Genomic DNA, 18,213 nt, shown 5'->3' with positions numbered 1-18,213 from the left:
TTGTTGCACTTTAAGCAGGAGCTTCGCAGCAAGTTTTAACTTAAGCGTGTAGGTTACACTGGCCTACGCATGGTGAACGACAACTCACCAATTCACCATTTCACTAGTTCACCGTCTTGGAACACGGAATATGCGCCCTGAGCGTCGTGCCGGTGCGCGCCGAGCCAACCGATAAGGCCGAAATTGTCACCCAGCTTATCTTCGGGGAGTGCTATTCTATTCTGCAGGTGCAGGGTACTTGGTGCCAGGTACGCAGCGCCGCTGATCAGTATGTGGGCTGGATGGATCACAAGCAGCACCTGCCCGTAACAGCGGAGTACCTGCAGGCGTGGCTGGCCCAGGACCACCCGCGCACGCTGGATGTGGTGCAGATGGTCAGCTGCCCCAACACGCGTATTCCGGTGAGCCTGGGCGCCCGTCTGCCGTTTTTTGATGGTATGACCCTGCGGCTTGGGGAACAGCAACTCTTTTATAATGGGGCCGCCACTAACCCCCAAAACGGCCACGGTCCGCACGGGCCCATCGACCAGCGGTTGCGGTTGCTCCAGAAAATGGCCCTCACCTTTTTGAAAGCGCCATATCTGTGGGGCGGCAAAACCATGTTTGGTATTGACTGCTCAGGCCTCATGCAGCAGCTCTACGGCCTGATTGGGGTGCAACTCCCGCGCGATGCGCACCAGCAGATCAACGTAGGCCAGCCCGTGCACTTCGTGGCCCAGACCCGCCCCGGCGACCTGGCTTTTTTTGATAATGCCGACGGCCGTATCATCCATGTAGGCCTGATGCTGGAAGACCAGCAGATTCTGCACGCCAGCGGCGAAGTGCGCATTGACCCGCTCGACCATAACGGCATTTATAACCGCGACCGGAAAAAGTATTCGCACAAGCTCCGCCTGATTAAGCGGGTGTTGCCGGAGGACTAGAAGTTGGCTTCCGGCTGCGGCCATACATTCTGAAATACATCCTAAGGACCTGCAACCAGAAGCGTCAGGCTATTGTTAATGCGCTAAGAATCATCTAGCTTTCTGCCAGGCCAGATTCTTTTTTCTTAGCGCATTATGGATCAAAAAGTGCTCGTGTTAAACGGCGACTACACCGCCATAACGCTGTGTAGTGTACAGAAAGCCTTCGTGCTTCTGTTTTTGGAAAAAGCCGAGTTGATTGCCAAGTCCGATGGGGTGTTGCGCACGGTAAGCAAAGCCTTCCCGAAGCCCAGCATCATTCGGTTGCAGCGGTATGTGCGCGTGCCGTACAAAGGCATTGCCCTGAGCCGCCATAACATTATGAAGCGGGACCATTTTGAGTGCCAATACTGTGGCTCCACTAAAAACCTGACCCTGGACCACGTGCTGCCCAGGAGTAGGGGCGGCGACTCCAGTTGGAGCAACCTGCTCACGGCCTGCTCCAGGTGCAACCACGCCAAAGGGCATCGGACCCCGCAGGAAGCCGGCCTCATCATTCGGCAGCAACCCAAAAAACCTACCCTCAGTGGTTTCCTCAAACTAAGTGCTGGCACCCTCGACGAAAACTGGCACGCCTATCTTCACTAAAACCGACCGCCTCCGGGCTGGTCGGTTTTTTTATGCTCCACAAAAAAAGCGCTACTGGCCTAGGCCAATAGCGCTTTTGCATTTCGGGTAGCGGAGCCGCTAGTAGCGGTCGGCGGTACCTTCTACCGTGCCACCACTGCTGAAAGCCAGAATGTCGCGGTTCAGGCGTTCTTTCTCCGTCACGAACAGGCCGTGCGGGGCGCCACTGTACTCCACAAACTGGGCATGCGGTACAAACTGGGTCATCCGCTCGCCACTCACTTTAGCGGGCACGGTTTCGTCGCTGCTGCCATGGACAACCAGCGTAGGGACTTTAATGGTAGCCAGGTCCTGGCGGAAATCGGTGGCCGCAAAGGCATACACATCCTGCTCCGTGGCGCGGGGCGAGGCTTGCTGGCACATGGCCTGCATCCAGTCCAGCGTGGCGGAGCTTACGGGGTGGCTGATGGTGCCAACACCGAAGAACTTTTTGCCGAACGAGGCCAGAAAGTCGAAGCGGTCTTTATTGATGCCTTCCACCATCTTGTCGAAGGTTTCCTTGGGCGCACCGTCGGGGTTATCGTCGGTCTGCAGCAGGAAGGGCGTTACGGCCGAAATAAAGGCCACTTTGCTCACGCGGGCCCCGCCGTGGCGGCTCATGTAGCGGGCCACTTCGCCGCCACCCATCGAGAAGCCCACTAGCGTCACGTTCTGCAGGTCCAGCGTGTCGAGTACGGCTTTCAGGTCGTCGGCCAGCGTATCGTAGTCATTGCCTTCCCAGGTTTTGGAGGAGTTGCCGAAGCCACGGCGCGTGTAGGCCACTACACGGTTATTGTGCTTAGGCAGCTCGGCCAGCTGGTATTCCCACATCTCGTAGCTGGCGGGCCAGCCATGTATCAGAACAATCGGGTTGCCCTGGCCCTGGTCGATATAGTGCAGCTTTACGTCGTTGCCATTGGCATCGGTGCCGGCTTTAATGTAGCTCATAGGAGTAGTTTGAAGGTGTGGAGAAAAGGTCGAAATAGAGTTACTACATACGACAAGCCATTTATTGCAGGGGTGACTATGCCAATAAGTTGTACAACAGTTGTGCTTCGTCTCTGAATCCTCTTCCTTTGAGCTGATGACGTGTTTCTCCCGCTTTCTTTCGGTTGCTTTTTCGGCCAGGCTTTGGGCTATAAGTGGCCTAGGCCTATGGCTAACGGCCTGCCAATCGGGTTCCGATAAGCCCGCAGCCACCTCTGCTGCACCTACCCAGCCAACTACCACTTCCCAACTCACCGATTCGCCGGACACGTGGTACCGGCAGTACCGGACCTTGTTGCCGGGCACTACGGATAGTATTACGCTGCACCTACAGAACTTCGGGAGCACATCAGAAGAGTTTCTCTCGGGGCGAATAGGTGGTTTCTATGCCGCGGCTGAGGGCCGGCCAGTCAGCCTGACCGGAGAAAATTATGCTGCTTCGCCAGATAGCTTATTGCTGCACGAGAGCAGCCTTCCGCTTTCTGTTGAAGGCGACGAAGGCCTTGTTTGGCGACTGAAACGCGTGGGTCCCCAGTTGGTAGGGACGCGCGATGGGCAGGCCGTGCGGTTGCGCCTCGTGCAGCATCCCGAAGGCGTTGCGTTCATCTCCCGGATCTTTGCCGATTCGGTGCCGGCCCGTCCTTCGCAGCCTACCGACACGCTATTCGGCCGCCTTCGCCTGCATGCTCTGGTGCCTACCAATGGCCCCGCGAAACAAGCCCTGCAGCAACACCTGCTGCGCGGCCTGCGCGGCGATACCCTGGATACACATCCCGTCCCGGAATTATCCTCCTTGTGGCAGCAGCAGCGCTCCGCATTTGCCCGCGACTATCAGGAAGAAGTAGGGCCGCTCCTCAACGCTGCCGAAGCAGATACCAGCAGCAACTACCGGCCTCTGGCTACGTTGGCCTACGCCGCCGAAACCAGCACGCAGGTACTCTGGAACCAGGGTAATCTGCTTAGTATCGGGTATTTCAACTACAGCTACAGCGGCGGAGCGCACGGCAATTACGGTACCACCGTCTGCAGCTACGACACCCGAACCGGGCGGCCCCTGCGCTATCAGGATATCTTCCGGCCTGGTTCTGAGGCAGGTATAGAAAAGCTGCTAGGCCAGTATGCTAGGCCTGTGCTGGGCCTGAAACCAGGGCAGCCCTTGTCAGAAGCCTTATTTGATAACACGCTGCCCGCTACCCACAATGTGTACCTGACGAGCGGCGGGGCCGTATTCGTGTATTCACCGTACGAGGTTGCCTCCTTCGCCCAAGGTGAAATCAGCGTATTCGTGCCGCTGTCAGCGCTAAAACCGTGGCTACAGACTGGCCTACCCATACTTGGTGGAGGGGAAGTGGTGCGCAAGTAGAGGAATAGGCTCATGCTGATGAAGAGACGAGTGGCCTAGCGTCTTTTCCCCTTTCACATAGCAGCCTCTTTTCTGCGTCAGGAGCATGAACGCACCGGAGTAAATCCGGTACTGGCCTACGTGTAAAATCCGGCCCTTTCCGGCCTTGCACAAGACCACAGTAGTAGAAGAAGTATCTTTGTATACGTTTCTTCTCACCACCACATATGCAAGCACCCAAATTCGCGGCCTCTCGCTCCTTTCATCAGGAACTGAAGCGCCGTACCAATGCCTACTTCGCCGAAGCGGGTAAATCAACTACCGGCGGCAAGAGCTTGTTTTTCAAAGCCATCCTGCTGACGTCGGCCTTCGTAGCCGTGTATTTGCACCTCGTGTTCTGGACGCCCACCGCGTGGGTAGGTATCCTGGAGAGTGCCTTGCTCGGCCTTATCGGAGCCGCTATTGGCTTCAACGTGATGCACGACGGTGCCCACGGCTCCTTCAGCAAGAAAAAGTGGATGAACCAGTTTGCAGCTTTCACCCTGAACGTGATGGGCGGCAACTCCTACATGTGGAATGCCAAGCACAACCTCATTCACCACATGTATACCAATGTGGAAGGCGTTGACGACGACCTCGATGCCCAGCCGTGGTTGCGCCTGAGCCCTGAGCAGCCGCGCCGTCTGCTGCACCGCTTCCAGCACCTGTATTTCTGGTTCTTCTACGCTCTGCTCTTCATTGCCTGGATTTTCTTCATGGACTACCAGAAGTATTTCAAAGGTAAAATCGGCGAGATGCCTATCAAGAAAATGTCGGCTTCTGATCAAGGGGTGTTTTGGGGCTTTAAAGCCTTGCACCTAGGCCTGTTTGTAGCGCTGCCCATCTATACCGTAGGGTTTGTGGGCTGGTTAGTTGGCTTCTTGGCTTTCGCGGCCGTGGCTGGTTTCACACTGAGCATTGTATTCCAGTTGGCGCATACAGTAGAGCACACCAACTTCGTGGTGCCAAACGCTACCACCAACAAGATTGAGGACGAGTGGGCCATCCACCAGATCAAAACCACCGCCAACTTCGCTACCGATAATAAAGTAATCAGCTGGCTGGTAGGTGGCCTGAACTTCCAGGTAGAGCACCATCTGTTCCCGAATATCTCGCACGTACATTACCCGGCCCTGAACAAGATCATCCGTCAGGTATGTGAGGAATTCAACATCACCTACAACGAGTACCCCAAGATGCGCTACGCCGTTGCCTCTCACGTAGCTCACCTGCGCGCCCTGGGCCGTCGATAACCTTCCCTATGCGTTCGTGACTTACCTATTAAGTTGCGGATGTATAGTTAAAGCAAAAGCCCCTTGCTATTCTCTAGCAAGGGGCTTTTTTGGTTATTAAGTAACGATTCGGAAACCGGGAATGTCTTTTACGTTTTGCTCCCAATGAATCATTTCCTCCAGAAACTCCTGCACGTGATGCAGAATAATGTCGGAGGTTAGTTCTTCGGGCTCGAAGCTATCCAGGTGTTTTGGTTCGCCGCAATCCTTGAGTTCTACAATCTCAGGGTATTGAATGCTCACATACACTCTAGAGTCAGAAAGCTGGGAATAGAGTAGCGCACCCCCCTTCTTAACATAGTGTCGGAAGTCGGTTTCCTGTTCAGCCTCTTCGTGCAGTACTGTCTTTATACCGCTAGGGGAGGAGTTAAAGGAAAGGAATATCACCTCCCGATTCTCCAGATAGTTATCGGTATCAACGTACCAGTTCAGGGTTACTTCGCGCTGCACCTCGTTTAGCTGCTCCAGAATCAGGTTGCGGGTGTCGTTTTTCCAGGTATTTCTCCTTGTTTCAATCTTGTGCAGGATTTCCTGGTACGCGACACTGGTCTTTCTGATAATCTCTAATCGGGTCATGAACTGGCTGTTTTGGCAATGGTTAAGGTAGGGGTAATGGGCAGTACGAATAATAAGAGATATGGATTAAAGGCTACTCATGAAATATCAACTGCTCTTCCTTACTGTAAATAATTATAGTGTTGCGAATGAATAAAAGACCAAGAATATCAGGCTCTAATCGAAATAGGTGGTTAGTGAATCTAAGAAGCAATAAGAAACACATTCTCACACTATGCAGTATGTTGCTATTCTTTACTGGCCTAGAAGTTGGTCGCCACAAATGGCGCAACTACATAAAGGAGAATGGGCATGAAGTCACAGGGTATGTGACTGGTTCAAATAGCCGGAATATTCACTTGTTATATACTATTCATGGGAAACGGTTTTCGGTAACTGTACCAAATAATGGGTCAAATCTGGTTGCAGGAGATAGTTGTAAGCTGAAATACATCGAATTGTATTTCAAGGATGTTGTTCTGATTTCAGACTGATTGAAGCTAGGTCTATCATGTAGTATAGAGGATTTCTAACTCTCCTCTAACTTCCGTATCTTTGCGCCCCCGCCAGGGTGGCGGGCCGGTGCTTTGGCACTGTGTATCAAGTAAAAACGCGTTCCGGAGTTGGCCCTGAGCCGGACGTGTACAGCAGGGCTATACGCAAACTAATGGCAGAATTAGTAGACAACTTCGACTGGGACAACGTTGGAGCCAGCAGCTTCGGTGGTAACTATACCGCTGAGCAGCGCGCCGAAATGGAGCAGATGTACGGTGAGACCCTCACGACGGTACAGGAAGAAGAAGTAGTAAAAGGTACCGTGGTAGGTATCACCGACCGCGATGTAATCCTGAACATCGGCTTCAAATCCGATGGTCTGGTGTCTATCACGGAATTCCGCGACCTGACCGACCTCAAAATCGGTGACCAGGTAGAGGTATTCATCGAAGACCAAGAAGATGCCAACGGTCAGCTGATCCTTTCGCGCAAGAAGGCGAAGATCAAGCAGGCCTGGAAGTCGATTTACGACGCTCTGGAGAACGATACCGTTCTGGAAGGTGTAGTAAAGCGCCGCACCAAAGGTGGTTTGATCATGGATCTGGACGGCGTTGAAGCCTTCCTGCCCGGCTCGCAGATTGATGTGAAGCCTATCCGTGACTTCGACATCTATGTTGGTCGTCGCATGGAAGTGAAAGTGGTGAAAATCAACGCCGCTTTCGACAACGTGGTAGTTTCGCACAAAGTCCTGATCGAGAAAGACCTCGAGAAGCAGCGTGAAGCCATCCTCAACAACCTGGAAAAAGGCCAGATCCTCGAGGGCGTTATCAAGAACATGACCAACTTTGGTGTGTTCATCGACCTTGGTGGCGTAGACGGTCTGCTGCACATCACGGACATCTCGTGGGGCCGCATCGCTCACCCAAGCGAAGTACTGCAGCTCGACCAGAAGCTGAACATCGTAGTTCTGGACTTCGACGAAGCCAAGAAGCGTATCAGCCTCGGTCTGAAGCAACTGACTCCTCACCCATGGGATTCGCTGCCCGCCGATATGGGCGTAGGCTCGAAGGTGAAAGGCCGCATCGTGAATGTTGCCGACTATGGCGCATTCATGGAAATCATCCCCGGCGTAGAAGGCCTGATCCACGTTTCGGAAATGTCTTGGAGCCAGCACCTGCGTAACCCGCAGGACTTCATCAAGCAGGGCGACGTAGTAGAGGCTCAGATCCTGACCCTCGACCGCGAAGACCGCAAGATGAGCCTGGGTATCAAGCAACTGAGCGAAGATCCATGGACTCGCGGCGACTTCGGTACGAAGTACGCAGTAGGCACCAAGCACAACGGTCTGGTGCGTAACCTGACCAACTTCGGCCTGTTCGTAGAGCTGGAAGAAGGTGTTGACGGCCTCGTGCACGTTTCGGACCTGTCGTGGACCAAGAAGATCAAGCACCCTTCAGAAGTTGTGAAGGTAGGCGACCGTCTGGACGTAGTAGTTCTGGAACTGGACGTAAACAACCGTCGTCTGGCCCTGGGCCACAAGCAGCTGGAAGAAAACCCCTGGGATACGTTCCAGACGGTATTCACTCCTGGCTCGGTGCACAAAGCTACCATCACCGAGAAAACCGACCGCGGTGCAGTGCTCGAGTTGCCTTACGGCATCGAAGGCTTCGCATATCCTAAGTCGTTGGCCAAGGAAGATGGCTCGCAGGCTGAGAACGGCGAATCGCTGGACTTCCGCGTAGTTGAATTCTCGAAGGATGACCGTCGCATCGTGCTTTCGCACACTGCCGTGTTCAACCAGGCGCAGGAAGAAGATTCCCGCAACTCGAAGTTCACGAAGAAGAAGCCTGCTGGCGGCGCTGCTGCTCCGGCACAAGGCGAAGGCAAAATCAGCGACCTGAAGAAGCCCGCAACGGCTGAAAAGTCGACCCTCGGTGACCTGGATGCTCTGTCCGCTCTGCGCGACAAGATGATGGGCAGCGAGCGTCAGGCTGGCGAGCAGAAGCTGGCTCCTAAAGCGGCTCCTGCTGCTGAGGCTCCGGCCACAGAAGAAGCTCCCGCTGAAGGTGGTATCCTGGCTGCTGTAACTGGTGCTGCTTCGGCCGCTCTGGACAAGGCGAAGGAAGTAGTAGGCGACGCAGTAGAAGCTGCTTCGCACTCCGAAATCCTTGACAAAGCCAAGGAAGTTGCTGGCGGCGTAGTTGACAGCGTGAAGAACGCCCTGTCAAGCGACGAAGCTGCTGACAAGAAAGAAGACGAGAAAGCGTAAGCTTCCCTTGCTCTTTAGTAAGAAAGGCCCCGGAGAAATCCGGGGCCTTTTTTTGTGCTTCAGAAACGGTCCCGAAACCAGACGGCAATTAGATGGTCTGTCGGGCGCTTCTATCTGTATTGCTAGGCCAGTCTCGTACTGGTACAGCCGATGAGCCTCGGCACCGCAAGGCCAGTAGGAGGCAAGGGTACGTAAAATTTCTTGCACATGCCCAACGACTTACCGCTTGGCTAAGCGAAAAACTGGCCTGTACTTTGGCAAAAGCCAGATTAAGGCGTATGTTTGCATCCTCAAAACCACTGGTGACGTGACCGAGTGGCTAGGTAGAGGTCTGCAAAACCTCCTACAGCGGTTCGAATCCGCTCGTCACCTCTCTTTACAATTCCTGTTTTCTGAGTACGCTTAGTGCCCCGGTCGATTAGCCCCGACCGGGGTTTTTGCGTTTTAGTGGCCTAGCCCTGTCCGAACTCAGTTGCTAGGCCACCGTAAGCCAAAGTACTTAGTGCGCAGCGCGAAGGGTCACGTAGTGCTGAATAACCCTGGTAGATTTCGGGCGGAGTAAGATTTTCTGAGAAGCCTTCTGGCTGAGAATGATACTACTACACGGTTGAGTTTGCCTAGAACAGAAAAAGGCTTTCTTGCCGTATTATCCCTACATTTCATTTTTGCGTAAGACCGCGCACGCAACTACTTCTTTCTCCCTGACCATCCATGAAGATTATTGACCTCCGCACGATGCGCGGCCCGAGCTACTGGTCCGTTAAGCATTACAAGCTTATTGTGATGAAGGTGGACATGCAGGACCTGGCCGACAACTGGTCGAGTGCGATTCCTGCTTTAGCCGAGCAATTGCCCGAGCTCCTGCCGGAGCTGGCGCAACTGCCCCCCGTTGACTCCTCCAGTAAAGCGGCTCAGAAAAACCCTCCGCTAACCCAGGAGCAACTGACTGATGGGGAGCCGCTAGGCCACGTTATTCAGCACGTAGCGCTGGCCCTGCAGCGCACAGCCGGCATGCAAGTACATTGGGGCAAGTCGTATCCAGCGCATCAGGAAGGGGTGGAGTTTGTGGTGTTTGCCTATCAGGAGGAACGTGCGGGTCGTATGGCTGCCGAAGTGGCGGTGGAGCTTGTGGATGATATTTGCCATGGGCGTCCCGTGAACCTGAAGCCTATCATTGATGAGCTGCACGAAATCAGGGAAGAGGAATTTATTGGCCCTAGCACGTACAGCATCGTGGCAGAGGCTGCCACCCGCAACATCCCCTACATTCAGCTGAAGAATAGCAGCATCATCCAGCTGGGGTATGGCGTCAACCAGAAGCGTATCTGGGCTACTACCACCAGCTACACCTCTCATGCAGGAGTAGAAGTGGCCGGCAATAAAAATCGGACAAAGGCCATGCTCAACGATGCGGGTGTGCCTGTGCCAAACGGCACCACCGTGTATTCGGAAGACGGTCTACGCGACGCCATTGAAGAGCTGGGCTTTCCCATCGTGACGAAGCCCCTGGACGGTAACCATGGCAAGGGTGCTACTATCCGCATTATGAACTGGGAAGCGGCAGTAGAAGGTCTGAAAGCGGCGCAAGTGTATTCCCGCGCGGTCATCGTGGAGCAGTTCATTGAAGGCCACGATTACCGGCTGCTGGTAGTGAATGGTAAGCTCATTGCCGCCGCCAAGCGCACACCAGCCGCCGTTGTGGGCAATGGTTCCAGCACCATACAGCAGCTCATTGAGGAAGTAAACAAGGACCCACGACGGGGAATAGGCCACGAAAAAGTGCTTACCAGCATCAAGGCCGACCAGCATACGCTGGAAATACTAAAGGCACAGGACCTCACGCTGGAATCCGTATTGCCGCAAGGACAGGAGCTGTATCTGAAGAGCACCGCGAACATCAGCACCGGCGGCACTGCCACCGATGTAACCGACCTGGTGCATCCGTACAATGTGTTGTTGGCGGAGCGCGTGTCGGGCATCGTTGGCCTTGATATCTGTGGCATTGATTTGCTCACCAACGACATTGCTGTTCCCCTGAACGAAACACGCGGGGCCGTAATTGAAGTAAATGCCGCTCCTGGTTTCCGGATGCACATTGCGCCTACCCAGGGCTTGCCGCGCAACGTAGCGGCGCCGGTGGTGGATATGCTGTTCCCACAGGGAAGCACCGCCCGCATTCCTATTATGGCGGTAACCGGCACCAACGGTAAAACAACTACTACGCAGTTGATGGCCCATATTGTGGCCTCCAAAGGCTACAAAGTAGGCTATACTACCACCAACGGTATTTATATACAGGGCGTGCAGCTGCAGAGCGGCGACTGCACCGGCGGGCAAAGCGCCGAGTTTGTGTTGAAAGACCCGACGGTAAACTTCGCGGTGCTGGAAACGGCACGAGGCGGCATGCTTCGCTCGGGCCTTGGCTTCCATACCTGCGATGTGGCCGTGGTAACCAACGTGGCGGCCGACCACCTAGGCTTACGGGATATTTATACGGTAGAGGAAATGGCCGCCGTGAAAGGCGTGCTGCCGCGCACCGTGCGCCCCGAAGGCTGGGCTGTACTCAACGCCGATGATGACCTGGTGTACGCTATGCGGGAGAAGCTGGAATGCAACGTAGCATTGTTCAGCATCACCGACGACAACCCGCGCATCAAAGAGCACATTGAGCACGGTGGCCTAGCGGCGGTGTACGAAGAGGGGTACATCACCATTTATAAGAACAGCTACAAACTTCGCATCGACCGCGCCGCTGAATTCCCGATTACGTTCGGAGGGCGCGCTACTTTCAACATCGAAAACTCCTTGGCGGCGGCTTTAGCTTGCTACTGCTACGGCTTCGATAAGGAGGACATCAAGCTAGCATTGCGCACGTTTGTCCCATCGGCAGCCAAAATGCCGGGCCGTATGAACACGTACAAATTCCCCGACTTCGAGGTGATTGTGGACTACGCGCACAATACGCATGGCATCGGGAAATTTGCCCAGTTCCTGAACGCTACGGAAGCTACGCACAAAGTAGGCGTAATATCTGGCCTAGGCGACCGGCGCGACGAGGATACGCTGGGTTTCGCCAGGATTGCGGGCAGCATTTTCGATGAAGTAATTCTGCGCCAAGACCGTGACTTACGCGGCAAAACGGCCGAGCAGCTAAAGGAAATCATGGAGCGGGGCCTGCGCCTGGATGCCCCCGACTTGCGCATCACCTACATCGAAAACGAACCCGATGCCAATGAGTATGTGCTGACGCATGCAAAGCCGGGTTCAGTTATTGTGCTGTTCACGGAAAATATCAAAGCCACCTTGGCCCAGCTGGATAAATACGAAGCACAGGTAAAGACCGCCTTATAGGCCTAGGCCACTTACTAAGTAAGCATATACTAGAAAAGGCCACCCGCTTGGGTGGCCTTTTCTAGTACTGAGGATTGATAGAGTTGGCTACTTGAGCGTGAAAGTAGTCTTACCGATCATTACACCACCTTCGTAGAGCTCTACGGTGTGCAGGCCCACTTTGTAGGGGGCGCCTTTGGCGTACAGGAACTGCACGGGCTGGCGGGTATTGTCGTACACGATGTCTTGCTTGGCCGTATAGAAAGCCTCCGAGCCATCAATGGTGAACGTGCCACCGCCAGTGCTCAGGTTGTAGAGTGCTGCGCCATCGGGCTCAATCAGGCGCATCATGATCTGCTTGGTTTCCTTCGGCGATACGTCGTTGCGGGCCAGGTTGAACGTGACTTTAACTTTCTCTACGCGCTTGGCTTTGAACTCGTTATCGTCGTCGTCTTTCTCTTTGTTGCGGCTGTTGATAACACCTACGCGGATGTTCTCAGCCTGCAGACGTGAGGCAATTGTCACCTTTTCCGACAGCTCCTGGTTGGAGCGAACTACCGTAGAAATGGTGTCGGTGAGTTTGTTCTGGCGTTCCTTCAGCGTGGTTGTTTCGGTGTAGAGCGCCTCATTGTCAGCTTTCAGCTGCGCAATTTCTTCGTCTTTTTTCCGCAACTGGCTTTCGAAGTTAGCAGCGCGCTGCTTGTAGCGGCGCTGCTCCGCAATGCTGAAGCTGCCGGCTTTGAAGGAACGCAGACGCAGCAGGTCGGCGTTTACCTGCGCAATTTTGGCTTGCAGCGAGTCATTCGCGAGACCCATGCCCTGTACTTCCTGGCTCTGGCGCTCAAAATCGGCCTTGAGGGCTTCATACTGTTTGATCTGCTCTTCCAGCTTGGTGTCTTTCACCTGTACTTCCGACTGCAGCTGCTCGTTTTGCTGCGTCTTCTGCCGATTCATGTAGAACAGAAAACCGTTGATGCCGACCAAGAGCAGCACCAGCGCAATGAGCAGGAGCCATTTGTTGTTGTTCTTCGGTTCGTCGGTGTTGTGGTCTTGTTCCATGGAAGGAGGGGTTTAGTGAAGTCCGAGTAGTCCGGACGGAGGCATTACCTTTGGGGCAAAAATAACGGAGTTCCGCACCCAGTCAAGTCCCAAGGTACAATCCTGCCGCCATATGCAACCGGAATCTCACCTCGATGCCACATATTGGCAGCAACGCTACGCAATAGGCCAGACCGGCTGGGATACGGGTTCGGTAACGCCCCCGCTGCGAGAATATTTTGTGCAGCTAGGCCACCCCGACGACCGGCGTATTCTCATTCCGGGCGCTGGTCGTGCGTATGAGGCTGAATATCTGTATAATGCAGGCTGGAAGAATGTATTGGTAGCCGACGTGGCTCCCGAGCCGCTGCACGATTTGCAGACGCGGGTTCCCGGTTTTCCGGTAGACCACTTGCTTCAACAGGATTTTTTTACGCTGGAACCCACGCCTCCGTATGATTTATTGGTGGAGCAGACTTTTTTCTGCGCCCTCGATCCGGTCCTTCGCCCGGCCTACGCCCAGCAGTGTGCCCTTCTGCTGCGGCCCGGCGGAACGCTCGTAGGCCTGTTGTTCGATACGACCTTCAGTCAGCCGGGGCCACCATTCGGGGGCTCAGCGGAGGAGTACCGCACCTACTTCGCGCCGTATTTCGATTTCGTGCATTTCGCTCCGGCCACTAATTCCATAACGCCCCGCCAAGGCCGGGAGCTGTTTATATGTCTGAGAAGGAAATAGACCAAAGCCTTCTAGCTTTGGCCCCAGCGGCAAGAGTGGCCTAGGCCACTTCGCTACTACACTCTCCGTATTCTGTGGAGCAACGGCTTCATCTCAACCCCTGACTTTCATGCTACAATCTCTCGCCAACGCCCTACCGCATTTCCGCAATACCAACTCAGGTCAGTTTTTCCTGATGGCCGGCCCCTGCGTAATTGAGGGGGAAGATATGGCCCTGCGCATCGCCGAAAAGGTGCAGCACATGACCGATAAGTTGCAGATTCCCTACATCTTCAAAGGCTCCTACCGTAAGGCCAACCGCTCCCGCCTAGACTCCTACACGGGCATCGGCGACGAAAAGGCGTTGCGTATTCTAGAGAAAGTAGGCCGTGAGATTGGCGTGCCTACGGTCACGGACATTCACGAGTCGGAGGAGGCGGCGCTGGCGGCACAGTACGTCGATGTGCTGCAAATTCCGGCTTTCCTGTGTCGGCAGACCGATTTGCTGATTGCCGCCGCCAAAACGGGGAAAGTAGTGAATGTGAAGAAAGGCCAGTTTCTCTCGGGCGAGTCGATGCAGTTTGCCGTGGATAAAGTGCGCCAGTCGGGCAACGACCACGTTATCCTCACCGACCGCGGCAACTCCTTCGGCTATTCCGATTTGGTAGTCGATTTCCGCAACCTACCCGTGATGCGAGAGTTTGGAGTGCCCGTAGTAATGGACGTTACGCACTCCTTGCAGCAGCCCAACCAGAGCAGCGGCGTAACAGGTGGCAAGCCCGCCCTCATCGAAACCATTGCCAAAGCTGCCATTGCCGTGGGGGCCGACGGCCTGTTCATCGAAACGCACCCGACGCCTGCCACCGCCTTATCAGATGGCGCTAACATGCTGGCGCTGGACCGGCTGGAGGAGCTGCTTGTTAAGCTCACGCGTGTGCGGGAGGCCATAAAGTAACCGCCGTTTTCCGCGATACAACAAGAGCCCGCCCTGACCAGGGCGGGCTCTTGTTGTATCGCTACTTTATGCAGAAAGCCGGCGCGTCCTCTCCACCAGCTTATCTAGCATGTTATCAAAGCGCAAGATGAAGTGTTGTTTGGGCTGCTTGCGCCGAAAGAATACCAGCCCAATAAAGAACAGATCGATGGTCAGCGTAACCTCCGGGTGCTGCTTGATGGCTTCCCAGGCCCGCGTCATTTCCTCTGACCAATGAATGTCATCCAGCACGAAGACACTGTCTTCGGTGCGGTGCTGGTTCATGAGCTCGAAGTAGCGCATAGTGGGCTCGTAGCGGTGGTTGCCATCAAAAAAGGCGAAATCAACTGGCCTAGCGAGAGCGGCGAGTGCAGGAGCAAGGGTTTCATCAAGGTTGCCCTCCACAAGCTCAACGTTGTGTAGGCCTAAGCCACTAAATGTCTCCCTCGCAACCTCAGCCGTCTGTGGGCAACCCTCAAATGTGAGGACATGCGCCCGGGAATCGGCGGAGGCCAGGTAAGCAGTGGTAAGGCCCAGGGAAGTGCCCAACTCCAGTACCGTGCGAGGCTGAAAGTGATTGACTAGCCGGAAAAGCAGCTGGGCCAGCACGCGAGGCTTGGCGGCCGTACGGGCAATACCGCGGAGGCGGCGCGTGCGGCCTGCGCCCGTGTGGGAGCCGGCTCCAAAATCACGCACCTGGATAGCTTTCTGACTGCTGAGAAGCTCCTGGCGCCGGGTTTCAATGGCCTCAAAGGCCGCAAAATGGCCCGTATGCCCCACCACATGCGCATACAGCCCAAACACAAAAGGCGAATGCAGCCCGTGCGTGTTGCCGGAACGGAGCAGAAACCGGAGGTAGCTAAGAACTTGAAAAAGCAAGAGCGCAGAAAGTAGAGTCGTAGGCCTGTTGGCCAACTGGCCCGACCCCCGCGTGAGTAGTAAAGAGGCAAAGCTACACGCCTTTTCAGGATCGTGGCGGCCTTTCCTACGGAATCAGGTAGGCTATTTATCAAAGAAAAGGCCTTTCTCCTGCCAACAACATTCGGTGACGAGAGAAAGGCTTTGTTTGGAGATGCCTCAGGCGTGCGAGAAGCTAGTTCAGGCGGTAAGGCACCACGAGGGTAAACTCCGGAATATCAACGGCAAACTCATGGCCATCCATGAGGCGCTCCATCTGATACGAGCCGCGCATCTTGCCCAAACCCGACTTCAGGTTGCAGCCGGATACATACTGATGCGACTCGCCGGGCTCCAGCACGGGTTGCTGGCCTACCACGCCTTCGCCCTCCACCTCACGCACCACGCCGTTGGCGTCGTAGATGTACCAGTGGCGGCGCAGCAGTTTCACGGTAAACTCGCTGTCGTTGCGGATATCAATTTTATAGGCAAAGACGTAATGTTCCTGACCTGGGCTCGAATAGTCGGGCAGGTAGTTGGTGGTTACGCTGACGGTGACACCCTGTGTTGTGGTCGTATTCATGGCTCCTGAAGTCCGGGGTGGGAGAAAGCTAACAGCCGTGTGGGGAATTTGATTTATCTACGCAGCCGCGACACCAAAAGGCTTAGCCAACTGAAAAATAATCCACTCCTGTATGTCTGTAAAGATAGAAGAAAGCTGGCGCAACGCACTCCACGCGGAGTTCGAAAAACCGTATTTTCAACACCTGATTGCCTTTGTGAAAGGCGAGTACGCTACGGCAACCGTGTATCCGCCGGGCCCGAATATTTTTCACGCCTTCGACGCCTGCCCGTTCGATAAAGTGAAAGTAGTGATTATAGGTCAAGACCCCTATCACGGAAAAGGGCAGGCGCACGGACTGAGCTTCTCCGTAGCGGAAGGTGTCCGGACGCCTCCTTCGCTGCAGAATATTTTCAAAGAGCTGCAAAGCGACCTGCCCGAAACGCCGCCCGCCCCCAACGGCAACCTCGACCGCTGGGCCGAGCAAGGCGTGCTCTTGCTGAATGCCACCCTTACCGTGCGAGCCGGTGAGCCGGCGAGCCACCAGAAGAAAGGCTGGGAGCAATTTACGGATGCCGTAATCCAGAAAATATCCGAGGAAAAAGAACACGTGGTGTTCATTCTCTGGGGAGCCTACGCCCAGAAAAAGGGCGAAATAATTGACACCAAAAAGCACCTAGTACTAAAAGCCGCGCACCCCTCACCCTATGCCGCCGACCGGGGCTTCTTCGGCTCAAAACCTTTCAGCCAAACGAACGCCTATTTGGAGAAGAACGGCCTAGCGCCCATTAGGTGGTAAACTAACTGATCAACGCCTACACTCAACGCAAAAGAGCTTGCCTTAGGGCAAGCTCTTTTGCGTTGAGTGCTATCCTTCCGAAGTAGAAACCTAATCAACCAGATTGAAGAGGCGGTTCCAGCGGATCTTTTTGAAGAAGGAAGCGTGTGGGTCAACCGACAGCCAGATAAGCACTGCTTTGCCCACGATGTGGTCTTCGGGAACAAAGCCCCAGAAGCGGGAGTCGAGTGAGTTGTGGCGGTTGTCGCCCATCATGAAGTAATAGTCCTGCTTGAAGGTATAGCTCGTAACAGGCTTTCCATTCTGCGTGATCATACCACTGGCGGCGTCCAAGGTCATGCCGTCGTTGTGCTCATAGCGCAGCAGAATTTTCTGGTACAGCGGCGTGTTTTGCGCCGTGAGTTGTACCGTCTGGCCTTTCTTCGGGATTTGCAGGGGGCCGTAGTTGTCCTTGTTCCAGGTGGGGAAGGGCGGGTTGGCTAGTGGCTGACTGTAGGGGGCATCAGGGTTATTGGGGAACACCTGCTGGCCGGGCTCCGGCTGACCAGCCGGCGTTTTCAGGTCAATAATGCCCTTCACATACGGCTGCTGCTTGAAGAAAGCTACCGCGGCAGGCGTCATGCTTACTTGGTAGCCAGGCCCATACGTAGGATCATCACCGTAGCTCAACGGCTCCCCCGTCTCGGTGTTATCGTAGTTAACAACGCCATATTTCTTGAAGGCGTCCATCAGATCATCGTTGGCCTGAGGTACCTGCAGGAAATAGCTGCTCTGCATTTCGGGGTAGTTCTTGGCGGGCTTGCCATTTATCGATACTTGGCCGTTCACAATCGTGAGCACGTCGCCAGGGATACCGATGCAGCGCTTGATATAGTTCGTGCGCAGGTCAGCGGGGTGTTCGGCCTCGGTGGGCACGTTGAACACTACCACGTCGTTGTTCTTCACCGAAGAGAAGCCCGGCAAGCGGTGGCTCTGTAGCTGTATGGCCTCAGAATAGCTCTTGATGCTGGTTCCCCAGATAGTCTGGTGCGTGAGCGGTACCTGCAGTGGCGTCTGGGGCGTGCGCGGGCCGTAGTGCAGCTTGCTCACGAACAGGTAGTCGCCTACCAGCAGTGAGTGCTCCATGGAAGGCGTCGGGATGGTGTAGGCCTCAAACGTAGCCCAACGGATAAGCGTGGCAGCTACCACGGCAAACAGGATAGCGTCGCCCCATTCCCGGATCGGCCCTTTGTGCTTCTTCGGCTTCGAGGTCGTCGTCGAAGTGGAAGCCGGAGCCGGTTTATTCTTTTCGAGGTATTTCTCCCAGGATTGTACAGCCATAGTGGTAGGGCCAGAAAATGGACAATCGGTAC

Annotated in this window: 15 protein-coding genes and 1 tRNA gene; 10 read left to right on the top strand and 6 right to left on the bottom strand. The window is 54.9% G+C overall.

Annotated features, from left to right (window positions below; genetic code table 11):
- Positions 1 to 116: 116 nt before the first annotated feature.
- Entirely contained in the window at positions 117 to 923 is an 807-nt protein-coding gene (locus CFT68_RS12375; protein WP_245815383.1) for a C40 family peptidase, read from the top strand.
- 135 nt (positions 924 to 1,058) lie between these two features.
- Positions 1,059 to 1,550, top strand: a complete 492-nt coding sequence (locus CFT68_RS12370) for an HNH endonuclease (protein ID WP_088843872.1) — start codon at positions 1,059 to 1,061, stop codon at positions 1,548 to 1,550.
- Positions 1,551 to 1,649: 99 nt separating this feature from the next.
- Here CFT68_RS12370 and CFT68_RS12365 read toward each other — a convergent pair whose 3' ends face one another.
- Entirely contained in the window at positions 1,650 to 2,516 is an 867-nt protein-coding gene (locus CFT68_RS12365; protein WP_088843871.1) for an alpha/beta fold hydrolase, read from the bottom strand.
- Between the two features lie 136 nt (positions 2,517 to 2,652).
- Between CFT68_RS12365 and CFT68_RS12360 the strand changes: the two genes are divergently transcribed.
- Positions 2,653 to 3,918 (top strand): DUF3298 and DUF4163 domain-containing protein, encoded by a 1,266-nt coding sequence (locus CFT68_RS12360; protein WP_088843870.1) that lies wholly within the window; start codon positions 2,653 to 2,655, stop codon positions 3,916 to 3,918.
- A 206-nt stretch (positions 3,919 to 4,124) separates the two neighbouring features.
- Complete coding sequence (locus CFT68_RS12355) at positions 4,125 to 5,189, top strand: fatty acid desaturase family protein (protein WP_088843869.1); 1,065 nt, start codon at positions 4,125 to 4,127, stop codon at positions 5,187 to 5,189.
- 96 nt (positions 5,190 to 5,285) lie between these two features.
- On the opposite strand, the gene CFT68_RS12350 is transcribed toward CFT68_RS12355, so the two are convergent.
- Positions 5,286 to 5,804, bottom strand: coding sequence for a hypothetical protein (locus tag CFT68_RS12350; RefSeq protein ID WP_088843868.1), 519 nt, complete (start codon positions 5,802 to 5,804; stop codon positions 5,286 to 5,288).
- A 646-nt stretch (positions 5,805 to 6,450) separates the two neighbouring features.
- Between CFT68_RS12350 and rpsA the strand changes: the two genes are divergently transcribed.
- The 3 genes from rpsA (at position 6,451) to cphA (ending at position 11,898) form a co-directional block, all read left to right on the top strand.
- Positions 6,451 to 8,547 (top strand): 30S ribosomal protein S1, encoded by a 2,097-nt coding sequence (gene rpsA / locus CFT68_RS12345; protein WP_245815382.1) that lies wholly within the window; start codon positions 6,451 to 6,453, stop codon positions 8,545 to 8,547.
- A gap of 301 nt (positions 8,548 to 8,848) precedes the next feature.
- Positions 8,849 to 8,919: transfer RNA gene (locus CFT68_RS12340), tRNA-Cys, on the top strand.
- A 339-nt stretch (positions 8,920 to 9,258) separates the two neighbouring features.
- A complete protein-coding gene (gene cphA / locus CFT68_RS12335; protein ID WP_088843867.1) occupies positions 9,259 to 11,898 on the top strand; it encodes a cyanophycin synthetase in 2,640 nt (879 codons plus the stop codon).
- 87 nt (positions 11,899 to 11,985) lie between these two features.
- Here the strand turns inward: cphA and CFT68_RS12330 are convergent, their stop codons facing one another.
- Positions 11,986 to 12,936 carry a hypothetical protein gene (locus tag CFT68_RS12330; protein WP_088843866.1) on the bottom strand — a complete coding sequence of 317 codons (951 nt, stop codon included), beginning with the start codon at positions 12,934 to 12,936 and terminating at the stop codon, positions 11,986 to 11,988.
- A 112-nt stretch (positions 12,937 to 13,048) separates the two neighbouring features.
- Between CFT68_RS12330 and CFT68_RS12325 the strand changes: the two genes are divergently transcribed.
- Positions 13,049 to 13,651: a class I SAM-dependent methyltransferase gene (locus CFT68_RS12325; protein ID WP_088843865.1), complete on the top strand. Its 603-nt coding sequence runs from the start codon at positions 13,049 to 13,051 to the stop codon at positions 13,649 to 13,651.
- Positions 13,652 to 13,760: 109 nt separating this feature from the next.
- Complete coding sequence (gene kdsA / locus CFT68_RS12320) at positions 13,761 to 14,585, top strand: 3-deoxy-8-phosphooctulonate synthase (protein ID WP_088843864.1); 825 nt, start codon at positions 13,761 to 13,763, stop codon at positions 14,583 to 14,585.
- Between the two features lie 66 nt (positions 14,586 to 14,651).
- On the opposite strand, the gene CFT68_RS12315 is transcribed toward kdsA, so the two are convergent.
- Both CFT68_RS12315 and apaG read right to left on the bottom strand, forming a co-directional pair.
- Positions 14,652 to 15,482, bottom strand: a complete 831-nt coding sequence (locus tag CFT68_RS12315; protein WP_088843863.1) for an O-methyltransferase — start codon at positions 15,480 to 15,482, stop codon at positions 14,652 to 14,654.
- Positions 15,483 to 15,696: 214 nt separating this feature from the next.
- Complete coding sequence (gene apaG / locus CFT68_RS12310) at positions 15,697 to 16,083, bottom strand: Co2+/Mg2+ efflux protein ApaG (protein WP_088843862.1); 387 nt, start codon at positions 16,081 to 16,083, stop codon at positions 15,697 to 15,699.
- Between the two features lie 112 nt (positions 16,084 to 16,195).
- Between apaG and CFT68_RS12305 the strand changes: the two genes are divergently transcribed.
- Positions 16,196 to 16,861: a uracil-DNA glycosylase gene (locus CFT68_RS12305; RefSeq protein ID WP_088843861.1), complete on the top strand. Its 666-nt coding sequence runs from the start codon at positions 16,196 to 16,198 to the stop codon at positions 16,859 to 16,861.
- 90 nt (positions 16,862 to 16,951) lie between these two features.
- On the opposite strand, the gene lepB is transcribed toward CFT68_RS12305, so the two are convergent.
- A complete protein-coding gene (gene lepB / locus CFT68_RS12300; protein WP_088843860.1) occupies positions 16,952 to 18,181 on the bottom strand; it encodes a signal peptidase I in 1,230 nt (409 codons plus the stop codon).
- Between the last annotated feature and the right edge of the window lie 32 nt (positions 18,182 to 18,213).

The organism is Hymenobacter gelipurpurascens, assembly GCF_900187375.1.
Taxonomy (GTDB): Bacteria; Bacteroidota; Bacteroidia; order Cytophagales; family Hymenobacteraceae; genus Hymenobacter; species Hymenobacter gelipurpurascens.
This window is presented reverse-complemented; position numbering and strand designations above follow the sequence as displayed.

Bases quoted from the DNA above. Each gene is read 5' to 3' on its own strand.
- CFT68_RS12360 (WP_088843870.1), top strand. From the start codon at position 2,653: ATGACGTGTTTCTCCCGCTTTCTTTCGGTTGCTTTTTCGGCCAGGCTT.
- CFT68_RS12325 (WP_088843865.1), top strand. From the start codon at position 13,049: ATGCAACCGGAATCTCACCTCGATGCCACATATTGGCAGCAACGCTAC.
- CFT68_RS12355 (WP_088843869.1), top strand. From the start codon at position 4,125: ATGCAAGCACCCAAATTCGCGGCCTCTCGCTCCTTTCATCAGGAACTG.
- cphA (WP_088843867.1), top strand. From the start codon at position 9,259: ATGAAGATTATTGACCTCCGCACGATGCGCGGCCCGAGCTACTGGTCC.
- kdsA (WP_088843864.1), top strand. From the start codon at position 13,761: ATGCTACAATCTCTCGCCAACGCCCTACCGCATTTCCGCAATACCAAC.
- CFT68_RS12330 (WP_088843866.1), bottom strand. From the start codon at position 12,936: ATGGAACAAGACCACAACACCGACGAACCGAAGAACAACAACAAATGG.
- lepB (WP_088843860.1), bottom strand. From the start codon at position 18,181: ATGGCTGTACAATCCTGGGAGAAATACCTCGAAAAGAATAAACCGGCT.
- CFT68_RS12370 (WP_088843872.1), top strand. From the start codon at position 1,059: ATGGATCAAAAAGTGCTCGTGTTAAACGGCGACTACACCGCCATAACG.
- CFT68_RS12350 (WP_088843868.1), bottom strand. From the start codon at position 5,804: ATGACCCGATTAGAGATTATCAGAAAGACCAGTGTCGCGTACCAGGAA.
- rpsA (WP_245815382.1), top strand. From the start codon at position 6,451: ATGGCAGAATTAGTAGACAACTTCGACTGGGACAACGTTGGAGCCAGC.
- CFT68_RS12365 (WP_088843871.1), bottom strand. From the start codon at position 2,516: ATGAGCTACATTAAAGCCGGCACCGATGCCAATGGCAACGACGTAAAG.
- apaG (WP_088843862.1), bottom strand. From the start codon at position 16,083: ATGAATACGACCACAACACAGGGTGTCACCGTCAGCGTAACCACCAAC.
- CFT68_RS12305 (WP_088843861.1), top strand. From the start codon at position 16,196: ATGTCTGTAAAGATAGAAGAAAGCTGGCGCAACGCACTCCACGCGGAG.